General features: G+C 25.5%; 19 protein-coding genes and 1 tRNA gene. 10 read left to right on the forward strand and 10 right to left on the reverse strand.

Annotated elements, in window-relative coordinates:
* Positions 1-5: 5 nt before the first annotated feature.
* From C7380_RS13650 to C7380_RS00815, 9 genes are all read right to left on the reverse strand, one after another.
* A complete protein-coding gene (locus tag C7380_RS13650) occupies positions 6-464 on the reverse strand; it encodes a hypothetical protein (RefSeq protein WP_109603571.1) in 459 nt (152 codons plus the stop codon).
* The gene (locus tag C7380_RS00780; RefSeq protein WP_109603572.1) at positions 465-2,390 is read right to left on the reverse strand and encodes a DNA gyrase/topoisomerase IV subunit B; all 1,926 of its coding nucleotides are present in this window, start codon (positions 2,388-2,390) and stop codon (positions 465-467) included.
* Positions 2,383-2,685 carry a DciA family protein gene (locus tag C7380_RS00785; protein WP_109603573.1) on the reverse strand — a complete coding sequence of 101 codons (303 nt, stop codon included), beginning with the start codon at positions 2,683-2,685 and terminating at the stop codon, positions 2,383-2,385. The genes C7380_RS00780 and C7380_RS00785 overlap by 8 nt, the downstream gene beginning before the upstream one ends.
* A gap of 2 nt (positions 2,686-2,687) precedes the next feature.
* Positions 2,688-3,515, reverse strand: a complete 828-nt coding sequence (locus tag C7380_RS00790) for an aminotransferase class IV (protein WP_109603574.1) — start codon at positions 3,513-3,515, stop codon at positions 2,688-2,690.
* Complete coding sequence (gene mtaB, locus C7380_RS00795; protein WP_109603575.1) at positions 3,505-4,803, reverse strand: tRNA (N(6)-L-threonylcarbamoyladenosine(37)-C(2))-methylthiotransferase MtaB; 1,299 nt, start codon at positions 4,801-4,803, stop codon at positions 3,505-3,507. Before mtaB ends, C7380_RS00790 begins: the two co-directional genes overlap by 11 nt.
* A complete protein-coding gene (locus tag C7380_RS00800) occupies positions 4,796-5,257 on the reverse strand; it encodes a CBS domain-containing protein (RefSeq protein WP_109603576.1) in 462 nt (153 codons plus the stop codon). The genes mtaB and C7380_RS00800 overlap by 8 nt, the downstream gene beginning before the upstream one ends.
* An 11-nt stretch (positions 5,258-5,268) precedes the next feature.
* Positions 5,269-6,231, reverse strand: coding sequence for a 1-phosphofructokinase family hexose kinase (locus C7380_RS00805; RefSeq protein ID WP_109603577.1), 963 nt, complete (start codon positions 6,229-6,231; stop codon positions 5,269-5,271).
* A 139-nt stretch (positions 6,232-6,370) separates the two neighbouring features.
* Positions 6,371-7,816 (reverse strand): radical SAM/SPASM domain-containing protein, encoded by a 1,446-nt coding sequence (locus C7380_RS00810; protein ID WP_109603578.1) that lies wholly within the window; start codon positions 7,814-7,816, stop codon positions 6,371-6,373.
* Between the two features lie 21 nt (positions 7,817-7,837).
* Positions 7,838-8,416, reverse strand: coding sequence for a TetR/AcrR family transcriptional regulator (locus C7380_RS00815; RefSeq protein ID WP_206050482.1), 579 nt, complete (start codon positions 8,414-8,416; stop codon positions 7,838-7,840).
* A gap of 337 nt (positions 8,417-8,753) precedes the next feature.
* Between C7380_RS00815 and thiI the strand changes: the two genes are divergently transcribed.
* The 5 genes from thiI to C7380_RS00840 are packed head-to-tail and all read left to right on the forward strand — an operon-like array spanning position 8,754 to position 15,242.
* Positions 8,754-9,977 (forward strand): tRNA uracil 4-sulfurtransferase ThiI, encoded by a 1,224-nt coding sequence (thiI, locus tag C7380_RS00820; protein ID WP_109603580.1) that lies wholly within the window; start codon positions 8,754-8,756, stop codon positions 9,975-9,977.
* Complete coding sequence (locus C7380_RS00825) at positions 9,974-10,720, forward strand: lysophospholipid acyltransferase family protein (RefSeq protein WP_109603581.1); 747 nt, start codon at positions 9,974-9,976, stop codon at positions 10,718-10,720. Before thiI ends, C7380_RS00825 begins: the two co-directional genes overlap by 4 nt.
* 25 nt (positions 10,721-10,745) lie before the next feature.
* On the forward strand, positions 10,746-11,594 hold the full coding sequence (locus C7380_RS00830) for a polyprenyl synthetase family protein (RefSeq protein WP_109603582.1): 849 nt from the start codon (positions 10,746-10,748) through the stop codon (positions 11,592-11,594).
* A gap of 10 nt (positions 11,595-11,604) precedes the next feature.
* Complete coding sequence (locus tag C7380_RS00835; RefSeq protein WP_109603583.1) at positions 11,605-14,061, forward strand: esterase/lipase family protein; 2,457 nt, start codon at positions 11,605-11,607, stop codon at positions 14,059-14,061.
* Positions 14,040-15,242 carry a hypothetical protein gene (locus C7380_RS00840; RefSeq protein WP_109603584.1) on the forward strand — a complete coding sequence of 401 codons (1,203 nt, stop codon included), beginning with the start codon at positions 14,040-14,042 and terminating at the stop codon, positions 15,240-15,242. Before C7380_RS00835 ends, C7380_RS00840 begins: the two co-directional genes overlap by 22 nt.
* Positions 15,243-15,271: 29 nt before the next feature.
* Here C7380_RS00840 and C7380_RS00845 read toward each other — a convergent pair.
* Positions 15,272-15,346, reverse strand: a tRNA-Gly gene (locus tag C7380_RS00845).
* Positions 15,347-15,407: 61 nt separating this feature from the next.
* Here C7380_RS00845 and lgt point away from each other — a divergent pair.
* From lgt to C7380_RS00870, 5 genes are read left to right on the forward strand one after another with little or no spacing between them, the layout of a single operon-like run.
* Positions 15,408-16,301 carry a prolipoprotein diacylglyceryl transferase gene (gene lgt / locus C7380_RS00850; protein ID WP_240597459.1) on the forward strand — a complete coding sequence of 298 codons (894 nt, stop codon included), beginning with the start codon at positions 15,408-15,410 and terminating at the stop codon, positions 16,299-16,301.
* Positions 16,288-17,106: a hypothetical protein gene (locus C7380_RS00855; protein WP_109603585.1), complete on the forward strand. Its 819-nt coding sequence runs from the start codon at positions 16,288-16,290 to the stop codon at positions 17,104-17,106. The genes lgt and C7380_RS00855 overlap by 14 nt, the downstream gene beginning before the upstream one ends.
* On the forward strand, positions 17,106-18,065 hold the full coding sequence (locus C7380_RS00860; RefSeq protein ID WP_109603586.1) for a calcium/sodium antiporter: 960 nt from the start codon (positions 17,106-17,108) through the stop codon (positions 18,063-18,065). Before C7380_RS00855 ends, C7380_RS00860 begins: the two co-directional genes overlap by 1 nt.
* A gap of 12 nt (positions 18,066-18,077) precedes the next feature.
* Positions 18,078-18,761, forward strand: a complete 684-nt coding sequence (locus tag C7380_RS00865) for a metal-dependent hydrolase (RefSeq protein WP_109603587.1) — start codon at positions 18,078-18,080, stop codon at positions 18,759-18,761.
* Between the two features lie 12 nt (positions 18,762-18,773).
* Positions 18,774-19,976, forward strand: a complete 1,203-nt coding sequence (locus C7380_RS00870) for an alkaline phosphatase (protein ID WP_109603588.1) — start codon at positions 18,774-18,776, stop codon at positions 19,974-19,976.
* Positions 19,977-20,142 lie beyond the last annotated feature (166 nt).

The following is a 20,142-nucleotide window of genomic DNA, read 5'->3' on the forward strand; positions in this document are numbered from 1 at the left end:
ATTATCTATTCTTTAAACAACTCAGAGTTTATTAGAGTATAATTTCCTTTACTTAAATTCTCTAAAGTATTCTTTTCGAAATACTTTTTCAAATCTGCTTTTTCATAAAATTTTATACTAATCTTATTATAACAAATTATTTCTTTTTTTTGAAAATCTACTCTTATTATATCCTGTAGTATTAATATACTTTTAACAATTTCTAATTCTGAATCCTTATCATCGCTAAAGATTATTTCTAAAGCATCAGGATAATGAACATCGCTTATAGCAACTACATCGTCCATAAAATTATAATAATAAAACCTTTGATTATTCTTAACAGTATATATATAATCCTTTTTTAAAAAAATTCCTTCATTTTTATAAAAAGGTGCCCCCTTGGGAACAAGGGGGAATATTATTTTTATTATCGAAAGAATGTATATTACAGTTATAAGAACTATCAAGAAAAAAGGTTTCATTTAAATATCTAATTCCTTAATTTTATATGCATTTTCTTCTATAAAAGTTCTTCTTAAACTTGGATCATCTCCCATTAATATTTCAATAGCTTCATTAGCCATCATAAGATCTTCTATTTTAATTTTTAACATTTTTCTTTGCTCTCTATCCATAGTTGTATCCCATAATTGGTCTGGATTCATTTCACCAAGCCCTTTATATCTTTGTAATTTATATTTTTTATCCAAATATTCTTTTTTCTTTTGTTCAAGCTCTTCATCTGTATATAAATAAAAAGACTCTTTACCAACTTCATATTTATAAAGAGGTGGTTGAGCTATATATACATGACCTTCTTCAATTAATTCTCTCATATATCTGTAAAAAAATGTCAATATTAAAGTTCTTATATGTGCACCATCTACATCGGCATCTGTCATTATTATTATCTTACCATATCTTAATTTTGATATATCAAATTCTTCCCCTATGCCTGTACCTAGAGCAGTTGTAATATTCAATATTTGTTCATTTTTTAAAAGTTTTATCATATCTTTTTTTTCTGCATTTAATATTTTACCTCTTAAAGGCAAAATAGCCTGATAATTTCTATGTCTAGCTTGTTTAGCATTACCACCTGCTGAATCTCCTTCTACTATAAATATTTCCGATTCATTCAAATCTCTTGAAATACAATCAGCAAGTTTTCCAGGTAATGTTGAATTTTCAAATATTGATTTTCTCTTAACAGAATCTCTAGCTTTTTTTGCTGCAATTCTTCTTCTTTGAGCAACTTTAACTCTTTCAATTATAGCCTTAGTTTCTTTAATATGACTATCAAAATATATAGTCAAAAACTCATTCATTATATTATTAACAGATTCTCTGGCAAGTTTAGAACCCAATTTTCCTTTTGTCTGACCTTCAAAAATAGGATTAGCCATTTTAACATGTAAAATAGCAATCATACCCTCTCTTACATCTTCACCAGTAAAATTTTCATCTTTTTCTTTTAGTATATTATGTTTTTTAGCATATTCATTTATAAGTCTTGTAAGAGCTGTTTTAAAACCAACTTCATGTTCTCCACCATCTATAGTTCTTATATTATTAACAAAAGATATTATAGTGTTTTCATCTGAATTAGTATAACCAAGCTCAAGATCTAACTGAAGCTCTGGTTCACCTTTTTTATATAAATAAGATCCTGTTATAGATATAGAGTCTGTCAAAAGTTGTTTTTTTCTTTTTTTCATATAATAATCTAAGAATTGTTTAAGTCCACCACTAAAATGAAATTTTTCTTTTTTACCTTTTTTATTGTCCACAAAATTAATAACTAAATTAGGATTTAAAAAAGCTATTTCTTTAAGTCTATTTTCTATTGAAATTGATTCAACTGAAATATCTTCATCTTCAAATATTTCAGTATCTGGTTTAAATCTTATATATGTTCCAGACTTATCAGATTTATCAATTATCTTAACAGGTTCATCAGGTACCCCTCTCTGATATCTTTGATAATAAACATCTCCATCTTTAAAAACTTTCACTTCAAAAAATTCACTTAAAGCATTTACAACTGAAGCTCCAACTCCATGAAGACCTCCAGAAACTTTATATGCATTTTTATCAAACTTACCCCCTGCATGTAATACAGTCATAACTACTTCTAAAGTACTCTTTTTCTCAGTTGGATGCATATCAACTGGAATTCCCCTACCATTATCAAGTACTTCAACTGTATCATCAGCATTTAAAATAACACTGAGTTCGGTACAATAACCATTTATATGTTCATCGACTCCATTATCAACTATTTCATAAACCATATGATTTAATCCGGCTTTTGAAGTTGATCCAATATACATACCTGGTCTCATTCTTACAGGTTCAAGCCCTTTTAAAACTTTAATTTGATTACCTGTATAAGATTTCTCAATCATTGGTACACCTCCGTATTACTTTTATTTCTTTGACTACTACTTCATTGAAATAAGAGTTTATCTTATCTATAACCTGTTTTCTCAAAAAAAGCATTTCCTGCATTACAATATTATCTTGGCAGGAAATAATCAGTATTTTATCTCTTGGGTAATACTCAACAGGCTCTGTATAAATATTGAGCTTATCAGTAAAAAGTTCATTCCAATTTTTCTTTATTATAGAAATATTATAAACTTTTTTTATTACATTATCTTTTTTTGACATTTTTTTTAAAATGTCTCCGATAAAATCCAATATTAAATACCCTCCCAATTGGTTGAATCATTTAAAATAAATTCTTTCCAATTATCCATAAGAGTTTCCGTAACTAAACCAGGAGCTGCGAATGTAAAATCAGGAAAAATTCTTCTAACCGGTACAACTCCCATTGAAGTATGGCTTAAAAAGACTTCTTCTGCTGAAAGTAATTCCCATATTTCAACATTTTGTTTTTCTTCAACTTCCATTGAAAGATTATTAGCAAGACTTAAAACATTATCTCTTGTTATACCTGGTAAAACTCCTGAAGATATATGTGGAGTAATCAATACATTACCACTTACATAAAAAATATTTGAAAAAGTACACTCTGTAACATAACCATATTCATTTAATATAATTGATTCATAATAATAATCATATTTTTTATGTACATATTTTATAAAACCATTCAAAGGAGATTTCACATAATATGGGATAACTGGATTAAATGGTTTACGTTCTCTGGCAATATTTATAACTATTCCATCTTCAAATACTTGATTATCTTCTATCAATTCTTCAACAAAAAAATAAAATGTTTTATTCTTAGTTGTTTCAGGAGTAATATACATTCTAAATCTAAACTCTTCAAAATTGTGTATAGTTAAAGCTTGATTAGTAACTTCAAGTAATTTATCAAATGAAGGCATATCAAGACCCATAAAGTCTGCTGATTTTTTCATTCGTTTATAATGTTTTTTTAATGCAAATGGAATCTTTTTATAAGTTCTAAAAACTTCATATACAGTATAACCACTCATAAACCCCATATCATCTGCGTTTATCAACGGATACTCTACCCATTCTTTACCATTATAAAACATAAGAACTCACTCCTTCATCTGAAATATCTTGTATTTTAACCCTGTAAAATTTATTTTTTACAGGATTTATATTTTTAAAATCACATTTATGATGAATATAATATTCATCATACCCATAAATATAGTTATCATCAATTTTTTCAGAAAGAATAGTAACTTCTTTTCCAATAAGTTCTTTTCTATAATCTTCTGATATATTTTTACTATTCAAATTAAGAGTTTCAATTCTATCTTTTTTTATATTACCAAGTACCTGATTTTCCATTTTAGATGCTTTAGTACCTGGTCTCGCCGAAAATCTAAAACCATGAACTTTTAAAATTTTCATGTCTTTTATGGAATTTAAAAGTTCTTGAAAATCTTCATCTTCCTCATATGGAAATCCAACAATTATATCGCTTGTAATAGAAAAAAACTTATCTCTTTCTCTAAATAATTCAATAGCCTCAATTATTTTATTTTTGTCATACTTTCTTCCCATAAGATTTAATATTTTATTGGAGAAGTGTTGTATTGAGAGATGTACATGTTTTTCAAATATTTTAGAATTAAAAATAATTTCAACCATTTTTTTATCTACATATTCTGGATACATAGAAGTCAATCTTATTCTAATATCATCTTCACCAAAATTTTCTTCTATCTTTTCTAAAAGTTCTGTTAAAGTTTCTGCATTGTCAAATCCAAATTGGTTTAAATTTATTCCGGTAAGAACTAATTCTTTATATCCAAGATCTATATAATTTGATATGGCTTTTAAAACTTTATTTATAGGAAGTGATCTTATCGAAGTTCCACGAGAAAATATTATTCTGCAATAAGAACATGCATTCAAACAACCTTCTTCAATGGGTATAAATATCCTTGTTCTATCATCAAAAGACTTTTCAGGAGTTATTATCTTATCTTGATTTTTTAACCAATAAGATTTATTTAGAATAACTCCTGAATCATTTATATATTTATCTATAAATTTTTTTTCAAGATTTCCTAAAACAAGATCTGCTCCTATATCTTTAAGTTTTTCTGCATCGGTATGAACATAACAACCCACTGCAATAACTTTAACATAATTATTTTTTCTTTTAATTCTTCTTATTAGTTGTCTTATTTTCCTTTCTGCCTCAGAAGTAACTGTACATGTATTAATAACATAAATATCATTTTTTCCGTTTTTTTCATCAAAAGTTATATTGTAACCTATACAGTTCAACTTATCCGCCATAGCTTGCGTTTCAGCTTGATTAAGTTTACAACCAAAAGTAATCATAGAAACATTTTTACTCATCTTCTTCGCCAATCTCTCCTCTTGCTGCTTTACTCAAAAGACCTATTCTTCTTATAATACCTACAAGTTTATCATCATGATCAACAACAGGAATTATTTTTAATTTATTTTTTATTATTACATCGGCAACATGTAAAACAGTATCATCAATATATACTTTAAATGGTTTATCGCTCATAAAATCAGATACTGGTTTATCAAGTATTTTGGATAATCCTTTAAAAAATTGATGACTATCAGGTATAAATGCTGAGCTTTCCATTAAACTCAAATATCCCGGTAAAGAAGCACTTATAACTCCACTTTCACTTAAATATCCTACTAATTTAAAATCTCCATTTATAACAGGCAATGCAGATAATCCATGTCTCTGACAAATTTTTATAAATCTTTCTATATTTTCATCTTCCATAATCGAAGTTAAATCTCTTTGCATTATATCTTTAGCTTTCATTCAGAACACCTCTATCCAATTCTCTCAATTGAAAATTTTGTCTTAGATCTCTCAATTTCTTCTTCAGTTCCAAGAATTTTTGCTATATAATTAGTTGAAGACATTGCAGCAGCCATACCATATTTTGCCGCTTCAAGATAATCAAACCCATTATTAATTATATAATAGACTATTCCAGACATAAAAGCATCACCTGTTCCAAAAAGATGTGATCTATCTATATCTTCTGTTGCAGTAAAAAGCCAAGCTCCATCTTCAGTCACAACTATATCACCAACAACATGATAACTCATAACTACCAACCTTGCTCCCGCTTTTATTATTTCTTTTCCAGTTTTTATATAATCTTCAGGAGTTTCAAGATTATTACCCAAAATTCTGCTACTCTTTCTCAAATCTGGTCTAACTATCATAGGACAATTTTCTCTTATAGCTTCATCAAAATGAGGTCCAACTGCTTCCATATAAGTTGTTTTACCTTGTTTTTTAGCATAAGAAAAAAGTTCTGAATAAAAAGATATAGGTATATCAGGCGGAATACTTCCAGAAATTAAAACATGATCAACAAGATTCAAAGCACTTTTATATCTTTTCAAAAAATGTTTTAAATCTTCATCATGAATAAATGGACCCATAGAATTTATTTCTGAAATTTTATTTTGAACAGGATCTATAATTTCTATATTCTCTCTTGTTTCTTCAGTACAATAAATAAAATTAGTCGTAATATTTTTTATATTGGACATTTTTGTTTGAATAACATTTCCTATAAAACCTCCAAGAAACCCCATATTTATAGAGGTTACACCCAAATCTGAAGTCATGAGAGAAACATTAATTCCTTTTCCTCCAGGCTCCATATTAGAATTAGATGGATTATTTATTCTAAAAAGATTTCCACTTTCAAAATTTTCAATCACAAATTCTCTATCCAGAGATGGGTTAAGTGTTACACTAAGCAAATTATATTCCATTATCTTGCCCCCTAAATTAGTATCTGTTTAAATTATACCATATATTGATTATTTTAATGTATAAAATTTGTGTACCTAATTTAATAAAAAAAGACATCCTCAATTTATATCAAAGGATGTCTTCATATCATAAATATTATCAAGCTTTTTTATCAAGAGCTAGTTTTTCTTCATTATTTTCATATCTTCTCATTCTTGTTTCATAATTATATATACCTCTCTTAGAAGGCCATTTTTCAGCATATCCTTCTTCATACCATAATTTATCTGCATAGACTTTCCAATCTGCAGCTAATTGATCTAATTCAGGAGCTAACTCATTTATAATTCTTTCACTTCCTGGATGCTGTGGTATCGCATTAAATTTCTTAACCATAGCTCTATAAACCTTTGGATTATCTATAATTGGACAAGGTCTAAATAAGTTTTCAGAATAAGGTATTGTTCTCTTATAAGCTTCAAAGAATGGTGAACTTAAAATCTCTACTATCGATTTTTCTCTTATATTATCAACTGCAAATTGCTGGAATATACATGGTTCTGCATATCCTTTTGCATTTATATGCAAATATTTTGATCCCGCAGCAAGACAACCGTGAGATAAGAATCCATGATTCCAAAAATCAGCAACAAATGAGAATTTTCCACCTAATCTAAGTTCTTCAGTTTTTCTAAACCTTTCTAATCTTTGTTCTGCAGTTGGAACTAATTCCATGGTTGCATCGGCACCAACTGGCATGAATTGAAATACCCAAGCATAAGAAACTCCACTTTCTTTAAGGTAATCCCAGAAGGTATCATCCATAATCATTTCATGGTTCTTTCTTGTAGCTGTTATTGAAGAACCAAAAATAACGCCATTTTCTCTCATTAATTTCCAAGCATTTTGAACTTGCTTATAAATACCTTTACCTCTTCTCCAATCTGTCATAGCTTCATCGCCTTCTACAGAAATAGCAAAAGTAGCATTACCAAGCTCTGCAAGTCTCTTAGCAGAATCTTCATTTATCATTGTAGCATTTGTATAAACCATAAAATATGAATCTTGGAATTCCTCCAAAATATCATAAAAATAAGGATAAACAAAAGGTTCTCCACCAGTTATTATGAAGAAATATATTCCTAAATCATTAAATTGTCTTATTACACTGAATACTTCTTCTTTAGATAATTGATATTTATGACCATAAAGAGCTGCATAACATCCAACACATCTCAAATTACATGCATAAGTAGGAGAAATTATAGCAAGTTTAGGTAAAACTATTTTTAATTCATGCATTTTTTCTTGTCTAACTTTTTCACCAACTGCAAATTCATTAATTATCAAATTATTAATAACTTTTTCAACCACTTTAGGATTTGATCTATTAAATAATTCTACCCAATTAACAAGCATTGGATCATGTCTATCTGCACCTTCAGCTAAATGTCTTAATCCAGATTTAGCTGGTTCTTTAGCTAACTTCGTTAAAGTCCATAAAAGCTTTGCAAACTGATCAATATCTGCTTTTCTTACAACATTTGAAACCAGTTTGGCAGCTTGTTTCATCATCATAGATTTCATTGAATCCATAATTCCCATAAAAACACCTCCACCCAATATTTATACACTTAATTTCATTAAAATATCTTTAAATTCTTCTTTAAATTTTTCTTGTGGTACATTAACTCCAACAGCTTTATACATAGTAAGACCATCGAACATGGCATGAATCATCAAAGCTTTTGTTTTTGAATTAACTATCCCTTCAAGTTTTGAAAGCATTTTATTATAATAATTAGAAAAAATTTCAGTTAATTGTTTTATCATTTCATTATCATGATACGAATTAATTAGTATTTCAAAGAGTCTCATTAGTTCATCAGAAGCAAATTCAGAATGTAATGAAAAATACATCTCAGAAATAAGTTCTGCTTTATCTTCAAGTGTGTTTTTTTCTTCATATAGCTTTGATTCAACAGTATTTTCAAATTTTTTTACTAAATCTCCAAAAGCAAAAATTATAAGAGAATTTTTGTTCTTGAAATAATTATAAAGAGAACCTTTAGATAAAGCAGCTTTTTTAGCAACATCATCCATTGTGAAATTATTAAGACCTTTTTCTACAATAACTTCCAATGCAGTTTCTGCTATAAACTGTTTTTTTTCAAATTTAGTAATTTTTTTTGATGTTGTACTCAAAGCTTTTTTCACCTCTTTTATTTTCTGACTGAACAGTCAGTCATAATAATTATGACACCAGACAAAAAAATAGTCAAATACGACAATTTAACTCTAATTTTAAAGAGTTTATTTCTATTTTTCCAAAAGCCTTAATTATAGCTAAAGAAAACTATAAAAAACAGAAAACGTACAAAAGTTTAGTTGTAATATAAAAGTATTTAATTAGTTTCATTAAAGAAACTATTGTTATCATTTTTTTACTTTATAAAAAAATTAAAATTAAAATTCCATAAACACCTTCACAAATATAACTATGATATAATTATTATGAATTATATTATTGGAGGTTAAAACATTGTATTCTATTATGGTAAGAATAAATGAAATAGCTTTAAAAAATCGTAATAAAGGTATTTTTATGAATATTTTAAAAAACAATATTGAAAAAAAAGTTGGAAAAGATTTTATTTTTGAAAGGAATAATAATCGTATATATTTACATCCAAAAAACGATGGAATTATATTTGAAAATTATTTAGAATCTTTAAATGAAGTTTTTGGAATATATTCTGTATCTAAAGTTCATAGATGCAATAATAATTATGATGAAATATTAGAAAATGTTTCAAAAGAATTAAATTTTATTTTAAAAAATTCAGATATAAAAACTTTTAAAATAGAAACTAAGAGGATAGATAAAAATTTTAAAATAGAAAGTATAGATATGTCTAAAAAAATAGGTGAAGATATTTTAAAATCTTATTCTTTAGACGTGGATGTACACAATCCAGATGTAAAAGTTTTTGTCGAAATAAGGTGTGAAGGAACATATATTTATGCTAATAATTACAAATTGAATAGCGGATTACCAGTAGGTTCATCTTCAAAAGGATCTTTATTATTATCAGGTGGTATAGATAGTCCTGTTGCTGGCACTATGATGTTAAAACGAGGAATGTCTTTAAATTGTATAAATTTTATGAGTCCACCTTATACAGGACCAAAATCAACAGAAAAAATTATAAAACTTGCTCAAAGATTGAGTTTATACAATATCAATCCTTTAGATCTATATATGATTCCTTTAACAAAAATACAACTGTTATTCAAAGATAAAAAATATTCAAAATTTTCCATAATCTTACAAAGAAGATCTATGATGAGAATTGCAAATAAAATATCGGATCTATCTGAAACTAAGGTTATTATAACAGGTGAAAGTCTTGGACAAGTTGCATCTCAAACAGTAGAAAACTTGAATAGCATAGACAAAGAATCAAAAAAACTTATATTAAGACCATTAATAGGTTTTGATAAAGAAGAAACAATAAAATTATCTAAAGCTTTTAATTATTATGATATTTCCACATTACCTTATGAAGATAGTTGTACAGTTTTTTTACCCGATAGGCCTGCAACAAAATCTAAATTTGAAGTTTTAAAAAACATTGAATCAGAAATTTATGAATTAAATGAATTAGAAGATGAAGTTATAAATTTATCAAAAAAATTGAGAATAATCAATACAAAAGTAATTGAATTAGAAAAAATCGAAAAAATAAAAGGAGGACTCTTATGAAAAGATTCTTCAACAATATAGCTGATTTTATTTTTGGTATATGGTATTATATAGGATTATTTGGAATAATATATATTTATGGTAGCTGTGTGCTAATAAAAGCATATTTTATGAGAAAATCAAAGGGAGATGAAATAACAGATAAATATATAAGAAAAGTGGTTGGTAAATTTGGTAGAGGTACTTATAATGTAATAAGGACTCCTGTAGAGATTATTAATAAAGAAAAAATACCACAAAATGATAATTATGTAATTGTATCAAATCATCAAAGTTATTTTGATATTCCTTTAATACTTGGATTTGTATATGCCTCTGGGTTTCTTGCTAAAAAAGAACTTGGAAATTTTCCAGTTGTTGGAAAATTTATGAAAGATCTTGGATCTATTTTAATAGATAGAAATGATCCAAAAAGTGGTGCAGCTTCATTAAGAAAATTTGCTAAAAGTGTGAAATCAGGAAAAATAATAACCATTTTTCCTGAAGGAACGAGATCTTTAGATGGTAAAGTAGATGAATTTAAAAAAGGAACTTTAATGGTTCCTTATAGATATAAAGCTAATATTTTGCCAGTAACCATAAATGGAACACTCGATATAAGTAAAAGAGGTACTTATATCTTTAAAAGATCTAAAAATGTTAGCATAAAAATACATGATATTGTTAATCCAGAAAATTTTGCTTCTGAAGGAGAATTAAGAGAACATCTTAGATCCATAATATCAAATGATATAAAAATTTAAATTATAATATTTAGGGGGCTTTACAATGAATTTATTTGATTACAAAAATTATTTTGAAAATGAATTATTAAATTTTGTAAAACTCGAAATTTCTAATGAAGACATAAAAAAATCATTATTATATTCATTATCTTCTGGTGGAAAAAGATTGAGACCATGGTTTATAAATTCAATATCCAATGAAATAAATGTTAAAGATACATTATTATGTGAAATAGCTATAGAAATACTTCATACAACATCTTTAATACATGATGATCTTCCAGCAATAGACAATTCTAAACTTAGGCGTGGTAGAGAAACTAACCATATAAAATTCGGAGAATATAATTCTATTTTAACTGGAGACTATGGTTTTGTATTTCCTTCAAAAATATTAAAAAAACTACCTTATGGAAATAATATAAAATTAAACACAATAAACGCCTATTTAAATAGTACTTTAAGATTAATTGAAGGTGAAACAGAAGATGTAATTTTTGAAAAAAAAGGAATTAACCCAGCCTACAAAGAAATAATTAACATGTATAAGAAAAAAACAGGAGAATTATTTGGATTATCTTTTAGTATACCTTTTATATTAAAAGGCGATGAAGATAAATCAAAAATATTTTATGAAAATGGTATTAAATTTGGTATTTCTTTTCAAATATATGATGATTTAAAAGATATTTTATATGATTCTAAAGAATTAGGAAAAGATGTTGGAAAAGATGAAAATAAAAAAACATTGATTTCTAAAATTGGAGTGGAAGAAGCTAAAAAATTTGCTGATGAAAATCTTCAAAATACTTTAATTTCTTTTAAATCAGAAAATTTACACCATACTCTAAAAAATATAATAGAATTAAAAAACATTATAGAAAAAAGATAGGTGATATTATATGGCTGGGGAAAAAAAAGAAAAAGAAATAAAAGAAAACAAAAGAAAATTAAAGTTGAACTTTGATATAAAAAAATTAATAAATTTTCAAAAGCTAAAATTGAATCTAAAAAGATTAAGATATAACAAAAAAGTTTTTATGATAATTATAATAAGTCTAATAATTATCATAGGTGTTGTAAGTTTTTTTATATTTATAAACTCAAATCAAAATTCTAAAGTTACTAAAATGATAAAATCTAAAGAATTAAGTGTTATAGTTCCTCAGGATGCTTTTAATTCTGAAAAAAAATTTATAATTGAAGAAATACCTGAAAATTCTATAGAATATCAAAATTTAGTATCTTTAGGTAATTTTTATGGGAAAATTTATAATGTAAAACCAGAAGACGGAAAAGAAGAATCTTCTCTTATACCTCTGAAAGTAAGATATAAAATACCTCCAAATTTATATTTTGGAGATAATTTTATTAATTTTACTTTAGGATATTCATCGGATGGAGAACCTCCTATAGTATCAGAATTTTCTGGTGCAAGAGTGATAAAAGAAAACAATACCTATTATTTAGAAGCCGAAACTTTTCATCTATCTAAAATTGGTCTTATAGTAAAATCACCTCAAGAATCAGATTATGGAATGAAAACATTGATCGAAAAACCAGTGAGTATAGAACCTGATGTTTTATTAATACCAGGTACAGATCTTAATTTCACGGGATATCTTTCTAATACTTCAACTTCTGAAAATCCTTATGGAAACAATTTCTGGAGTGTTTTATTTCCAAAAAGGAGTATTTGGGAATACAAGTACCCTATGATAGATACCAAAAGTAAAGTATATTATGATTCTTATCTCGGATATTTAATAAGAACTGGTTCAAAAAGTTTTATAGAATTTGAAGCTAAGAGACTTGCACAACAATTAAAAAGATTTCCAAATAAAGAATTTGATATAGTAGCTCATGGAATAGGTGGGCTAATAGCTAGATATGCTATCGAATCAGATAAAGAAATTAATAATGTTAAAAATATAGTTTTAATATCAACACCTAATAAAGGAACTAATTTAGCCAATCCAATTTTTTATAATTTATTTTACGGTAAAAATAGCAAATTATTATCAAATGCATTTAATATTTCTGAACAAACTGCAATAAACATATCTTATAATACAAATTTCTTTTTAGAACAAATAAATTCATATTATGAAGATATTATGCCAAATTCTAAATTTTTAAATCAATTAAATTCATATGGAAAAAATGAAAACACGAGATACCTCGCAATAGCTGGAAATAACCCAAAAATGTCTAAAGAACTTTCAAATTCTTCTATTTCAAAAATTTATCCTGAATTTTTGAATTCTAAAGGCGACGGTGTTGTTTCAGTAGAAAGTGCTTTACTTGAAAATGCTGATAAAAATCTTTTATATTCAAAAAATTTTTATGAAATGTATTCAAATCCAGATGTATTAGATAGTATTAAAAGATTTTTGAATGAATCGGTAGAAAAAATTGAAATAAAAGATTTTCAAGATGATGATTTTATAGAAACTTATACCGAAAAAGAGGCTAAAGAAAAGATCATAGAAGAAAATTATAGATATTTCAAACTTCCAGAACAGTATAATGAAGAAAACATATTAACTAATTTAAATACTTTAAGTAAAATTAATACTTCAAATTCTATCTTAAGAAAAATTGGGAATAAAATCCTTATAGAAACTGAACAGGGCATTTATTCAATTTATGGAGAAAAGATTTTTGATTCTATTATCAAAGGTGGAGTCGTATACAACAATAGATATTATGTATCTACAGATACAGGGATATATGTTAGTGATGATCAAAATGATTTATTTCTAAAAATATCAGATGAAACGAAAAATGCAGATGAAATTTATTATATACCAGATAAAGGACTTTTATATATCGTTAATTCTTCCGATAAATCGTCTGTATACTTTAAAAATCAATTAATAGATAACTCATCTAAATTAACAAAATTTAAAATATTAAATGATGATATATATTTAATATTTAATGATAAAATTTCTAAAATTGAAAATGATAGAATTGTTGATATAATAAACGAAAAATATTTAAAAGAAAATTTGAAAATTGATTTTGATAGTATAATTGATTTTGAAAAGAATAATGATTTATACTTTATTTTGACTTCTGATTATAAACTTTTAATGTTTGACCTAATAAATCTAAAAGGAGAAGTAATCGGCGATCAAGATATTGGAAAAGTAAAATTATTAAAAAAAGATAATAGACTATTTATAATAGGTTCTGATACTCTAACTTATATAGATTTAACTAATAGAATATTTAAAGGTAATTATCAAAGATTAAATTCAGATATACATGATATAATGTTTATTGATAATGATGTTTATCTATTAAATAATGATATAAGGGGTTATGAAATATGGCTTGGAAAAATAAAATAATAATTATACTCATATTAATAATAAGCATAACCTCCATAGCCTCAAATTATGAAAGTGCTTATACATTTTATTTATCTGGATTAAAAGCTTTTAGATCTGGAGATTATGAAGTTGCTGAAACATTTTTAATGAAATCACTGGAAAGTTCAGCCAAGATAGAAGCTGATATACCTGAAATAAAACTTTATCTTGGATTGTCAGCATTTCATAATCAAAAATATGATTTAGCTGAACAATTGTTAAAATTATTTCCAGAAAATTCTCTTGCAAAAGAAGCTTTAAATTCAATAAAAAATAATAATTTAACTCAAGAATTAAATTTTGATGAATATAAAATAACCCAAGACTCAAGCCCAATTGAAGAAGAAACTAAATCTAATAACACAGGAACTTTCATAATCATAACTGTAATAATATTTATTGTATCGGCCTTGATAAGTATAATGATGATATTTATATTAAGAAAAACAATGACTATAAAACCTAAAAAATCTGATATTACGGTTGAAGAAATTGCTGAAAAACAAATAGAAGAAACCCCAAAAATAAACTTAGAAGAAGTTATGAATCTAAAACTGGATAATTTAGATACCATATGGCAAAAATCTTCTGCATTAAAAAAACTTTTAGGTGAAATTGATGATGATATTGAAAACAATGAAATAAACGAAGAGAGCGCTACACTTGAAGACAAAACAGATCAATTAAAAGATTTAATTGATGAATCTTTAAAAGAGGCAAATATAGATGAAATTGAAAGTCTTCTCAATAATTTAGAAGATAAATCATTTAATGAAAAAGATTCCGAAACAGATAATCAAGATACTGATGAAAAATTAATCGAATCAGAAAATAAAAATATTGATGAAAAATTGATTGAAACAGAAAATCAAAAAAATGATTTAAATATTGATTTTAAAGTAGAAGCAGAAGAAAATCAAAAATTATTAGATGAAATTGGTTCAAATATAAAAGCAGATACTGATTTAAATAATAAATTCAAGTCAATAATGAAAGAAGATGAAATTGAATTAGTGCAAGAAGCTGAAACTGCTCTTGACTTAGAAAAATTGATACAAGATATAGAAGAATATAATAAAGAAAAAGGATCTAAAAAATATTCTCAAACCCAATTAGATAAAATTTTTAAAAACAATTTTTTTAAAGTAAATATAAAATAAAAAAGTCCCTTCTAAGTGAAGGGACTTTTTGGAGCGGATAATGGGACTCGAACCCACAACATCCAGCTTGGGAAGCTGGCGCTCTGCCATTGAACTATATCCGCTTACAAGATATAATTATAATACTAAAAAAAATAAAAATCAAGTGTTAAGGAGGGATATTTTGTGCACAAAGATAAATATTTTAAAATAATGTCTATAAGCACCCTAACTATTTTTATTGTTGCTTGTATTACATTATTACCACCGCGATTCAAGGGTAATATTTCTTATAATGATACTATTTTTACATTGGGTAGCATAAGCATAAAATGGTATGGTTTATTAATTTCTTCCTCTATTTTAATAGCTACTTTAATTGCTTTAAAACAATCCAGAAGAGAAAAAATACTTGAAGATGATTTGATAAATGCAATAATAATAGGAATAGTAGTATCTGTGATAAGTGCAAGATTATATTATGTATTATTTAATCTCGATTATTTTTCAAAAAACCCCTCAGAAATATTAAAAACATATCATGGTGGAATGGCCATACATGGAGCTATATTAGGTGCTATTTTATCAACTTATTTATATACCAAATTCAAAAAAAACTCTTCTATAAAATTTTTACAAGGAACAGATCTATTTACACATGTATTGCCTTTATCTCAAGCTATTGGAAGATGGGGAAACTTTTTTAATAATGAAGCATATGGTACTCCAACAAATCTTCCATGGAAAATGTTTGTAGAACCTCAAAATAGAATGCCAGGTTATGAAAAATTTGAATTTTTTCATCCAACATTTTTATATGAATCTTTTTTTGATCTTATAATTTTCTTAATTCTTTTATATTATATTAGAAATAAAAGAGAGAAATTTGGTGAAGTAACAGCTCTTTATATGATGTTATATTCAATAATTAGAGGTAATATTGAACTTTTAAGAACGGATAGTCTATATATAGGAAATATAAAACAGAATGTATTAATAAGTATTGTACTTTTTATAATAGGTTTAATTTTATTTATAAATTTAAAGAAGAAAAGAAGTGTAAATATTGAAAAAAAATAAAATACTTAAATTAATAATAGTATTTTTAATTGTTTATCTATTATTAATTCCAGTAACTATAACTATTCAAAAAAATGATACAATAAAAATATATAGCACTGGCTTCACTAAAATATTTACTTTTGATTATGAAACAGAAAATTTCAAAGAAAAAAATTTTATTTTTTATACACAAGAAAAAATAAAACCAATTAATATAATAAACATTAAAAACTCTTTTTTAAGATTACAATATGGGGAAAAAATAATACAGAAACAAAAAAACATAAATTCAGCTTTATTCATATATAATTCAAAATATGATATGAAATCAAATAAAAATTTTTATACCAATAAAAAATGGATATATGATGAAATACCTCTGATTGAAAATTTTTATTCATATCTTCCTAAATTCAAAGATAATATTTATATATTATATCAACCATTCAAAAGATCTTTTAATATAATGCCAAATATATACATAGTAAATTCAAAGAAAGATATATATCATGAATTGACTCATTATTATTTTCCCGGAATTGTAAAAAAAAGTTCATTAAACGATGAATGGCCAGAAATTATTGCTGAATCTGTTTCGCTATTAAAATTAAAACAATTCGATGAAATGGCTTATAACAACGAAATAAATTTAAAAACATTAAATTTTTATGTTGAACCATATGGTAAAAAAACATTAAATTTTTTAGAACTTATGAATTATTCAAAAAATAAAACTTTTAATTTTTTAAATTACATATTAAATAATTATAATAAATTAAATGATGAAGAATTCTATCAAATAATTATTCGGGGTGATTTTTAATGCTTAATTTATTTCTTATATTATTCGGATTAATATTATTGGCAAAGGGTGCTGATGTATTAATCGAAGGAGCTTTAGGATTTTCAAAAAAACTGGGAGTTTCTGAACTTTTTACTGGTCTTACACTTGTAGCTTTTGGAACAAGTGCCCCTGAATTAGTGGTCGGTATAAGTGCATCTTTAAATAATTCTGGAATAGCTCTTGGTAATGTCTTAGGATCTAATGTATCCAATATAGCTTTAATACTTGGAATGGCAGTTTTAATAAAACCAGCTCCAATGGGAAAATCAACCATGAAATTTGAAATGCCTTTTTTAATAATAATTTCAACCGTAATTTTTTCTATGATAATTGAAGATTCAAGTGTTATAAGTAGATTTGATGGACTAATATTAATATCTTTTTTATTAATTTTTATTATTTATTTATATATGATGGCAAAAAATGATAAAGAAGTTCAAAATCAATTATTAGAAGATATAAAAGATGATGAAAATGATGAAATGGGATGGACAAAAATAATTTTATTAAGTTCAATAGGTATTATTATGTTGGCAATTGGTGGAGACTTAACTGTAAACAATTCCATAAAACTTGCAAGAATAATAGGAATATCAGAATCTTTAATTGGAGTAACAATAGTTGCAGTAGGAACATCTCTTCCAGAACTCGTAACGGCAATCGCAGCTTCAAAAAAAGGTTCTAATGACATCCTTTTAGGTAATATTATAGGATCAAATATATTTAACATATTAACAATAGTTGGAATTTCTTCTTTAATAAATGATATAAAACCTGATAGAGGATTGACTTTTGATGCTTTTTATTCATTAATACTTGCAATAATTTTATTGTTTGGTACTTTATTATCTAAAAAGAAAAAAGTAGGAAGACCTCTTGGATTTATTTTTATTTTAATGTATATTTTTTATATATATCAAAGTATAGTACTTGGATAAGGGGATGTAAAAATGAAAATTGAAAATATAGGTCATTCAGCATTTTATATTCAATCAATCAAAAATATAATAATAGATCCATTTATAACAGGAAATACTCAGGCTAAAAAAAATAAAGATGATTTTGAAAAAATAGATTATATTTTAATTACACATGGACATGATGATCATATTGGAGATAGTATATATCTTGCAAAAAAAACAAATGCTAAAATAATATGTAATTTTGAGATTGCATTATATTTACAAAAAGTTGGATTGCAAAATATACATCCAATGCATATAGGTGGTAGTTATAAATTTGAATTTGGAAAGGTAAAAATGACTTCGGCTCTTCATGGTTCATCAATAATAGACGGAAATGAAATAATATATGCAGGAAACCCGTGTGGATATTTGATTGAAATAGAAAACAAAAAAATATATCATGCTGGTGATACAGGTTTAAGTATGGAAATGCACTTATTAAAAACAGAAAATATAGATATAGCTTTATTACCAATAGGCGGAAATTATGTTATGGATATAGATGATGCTATCAAAGCCGTAGAAATTATTAACCCAAAATTTGTAATTCCAATGCATTTTAACACTTGGGATATTATTAGAGCTGATAAAAATCTATTCAAAAGTAAAGTAGAGTCTCTTGGAAAAAAATTTTTGAATTTAAATCCAGGAGAAATATTAGACTTTTAAATAACTAATGAGGTGATTATTATTAAAAAAAACATAATATTATTATTTATTATTTTAATAAATATATTTACTTTTTCATATAAATACATATTCTTTTTTATTGGTGATGGAATGGGATTTAATCATATTTCTATATCTCAAACATATTTAGAAAAAAATAATGAAACAAATTTAAATTTATACAAATTAGAAAATTTATCAACTTTAAAAACTAATTCTTTAAATACTGTAACAGATTCAGCAGCTGCAATAACTGCTATGATGTCATTTGAAAAAACCTATAATGAACAGATAAATATAGATAAAGAAGGAAAAAAAATTTCTCCAATAACCTATCATTTAAAAGATTCCGGATATAAAATAGGTATAATAACCAAATCTTCTATTACTGATGCAACACCTGCTGGATTATATGCAAGAACCTCTAATAGAAAAAATCATAAAGAAATAGCTGATCAACTTTTAAAAAGTAATATAGATCTCGCAATTGGTGGAGGAACTGCATTTTTTGATAATGACAAAATAAAAAATTCGAATTTCAGATATAATAACAGTTTAAAACAAATTCCTTCAGAAGAACAAGAATTAATACTAACTAATTATTCAAATGTTCCTTTTGCAATAGATTCAAAAACAAATTATTTGAAACCTGGATTAGAATACGCATTAAAAAAATTTTCAAATGATAATTTCTTTATACTCATCGAAGGTGCAAGAATAGATCATGCTTCACATGCACATGATATAAAAACAATGATATATGAAATGTTAGAACTAGACTCAACTTTAGAAACAGCTTTAAATTTTTATAATAAACATAAAAATGAAACTTTAATAATTTTTACTTCTGATCATGAAACTGGCGGATTATCTCTTGGTGATGGTTTTTTAAGTATTTCTAAAATTGAAGACCAAAAATTTTCTTATGAAAAAATTGCCAATACAATTAAAAATACAAATAATTATGATGATTTTATAAAAGAAGTAAACATTAAAGGTTTAGAAAAAGAATATAATGAAACTAAAAATTCAAAAGATTATACTTACAATTCTCCATTGATAAGAAAATATCTTGATACTATGCAAAAAAAAGCTGGGTTCTCATGGTCAACATATGGTCATACTATGAGTAATGTTCCATTATTTTCAGAAGGTTTAAAATATCCTAATTTAGTAGATAATACAAAAATTTTCACTTTCATATTAAATAAATAAAAATATGAAATTTTTTTCATTAAATATAAATAAACTCTCTATATAAGGTTATATAACTTTAAAATCAATTATTTAAAGCTTTGAAAAATTTTTCTTTTCTTGTATAATGAAAATACAGAACACTCAAGATGGTTACCCTCCCTCCTGAAGTGTTCTGTCCCCGGAA

It is taken from the genome of Oceanotoga teriensis, assembly GCF_003148465.1.
Taxonomy (GTDB): Bacteria; Thermotogota; Thermotogae; order Petrotogales; family Petrotogaceae; genus Oceanotoga; species Oceanotoga teriensis.

Coding starts and splice junctions, on each gene's coding strand:
- C7380_RS13650 (WP_109603571.1), bottom strand. CDS start 464: ATGAAACCTTTTTTCTTGATAGTTCTTATAACTGTAATATACATTCTT.
- C7380_RS00780 (WP_109603572.1), bottom strand. CDS start 2,390: ATGATTGAGAAATCTTATACAGGTAATCAAATTAAAGTTTTAAAAGGG.
- C7380_RS00790 (WP_109603574.1), bottom strand. CDS start 3,515: ATGTTTTATAATGGTAAAGAATGGGTAGAGTATCCGTTGATAAACGCA.
- mtaB (WP_109603575.1), bottom strand. CDS start 4,803: ATGAGTAAAAATGTTTCTATGATTACTTTTGGTTGTAAACTTAATCAA.
- C7380_RS00800 (WP_109603576.1), bottom strand. CDS start 5,257: ATGAAAGCTAAAGATATAATGCAAAGAGATTTAACTTCGATTATGGAA.
- C7380_RS00805 (WP_109603577.1), bottom strand. CDS start 6,231: ATGGAATATAATTTGCTTAGTGTAACACTTAACCCATCTCTGGATAGA.
- C7380_RS00810 (WP_109603578.1), bottom strand. CDS start 7,816: ATGGGAATTATGGATTCAATGAAATCTATGATGATGAAACAAGCTGCC.
- C7380_RS00825 (WP_109603581.1), top strand. CDS start 9,974: ATGAAAAGATTCTTCAACAATATAGCTGATTTTATTTTTGGTATATGG.
- C7380_RS00830 (WP_109603582.1), top strand. CDS start 10,746: ATGAATTTATTTGATTACAAAAATTATTTTGAAAATGAATTATTAAAT.
- C7380_RS00835 (WP_109603583.1), top strand. CDS start 11,605: ATGGCTGGGGAAAAAAAAGAAAAAGAAATAAAAGAAAACAAAAGAAAA.
- C7380_RS00840 (WP_109603584.1), top strand. CDS start 14,040: ATGGCTTGGAAAAATAAAATAATAATTATACTCATATTAATAATAAGC.
- C7380_RS00860 (WP_109603586.1), top strand. CDS start 17,106: ATGCTTAATTTATTTCTTATATTATTCGGATTAATATTATTGGCAAAG.
- C7380_RS00865 (WP_109603587.1), top strand. CDS start 18,078: ATGAAAATTGAAAATATAGGTCATTCAGCATTTTATATTCAATCAATC.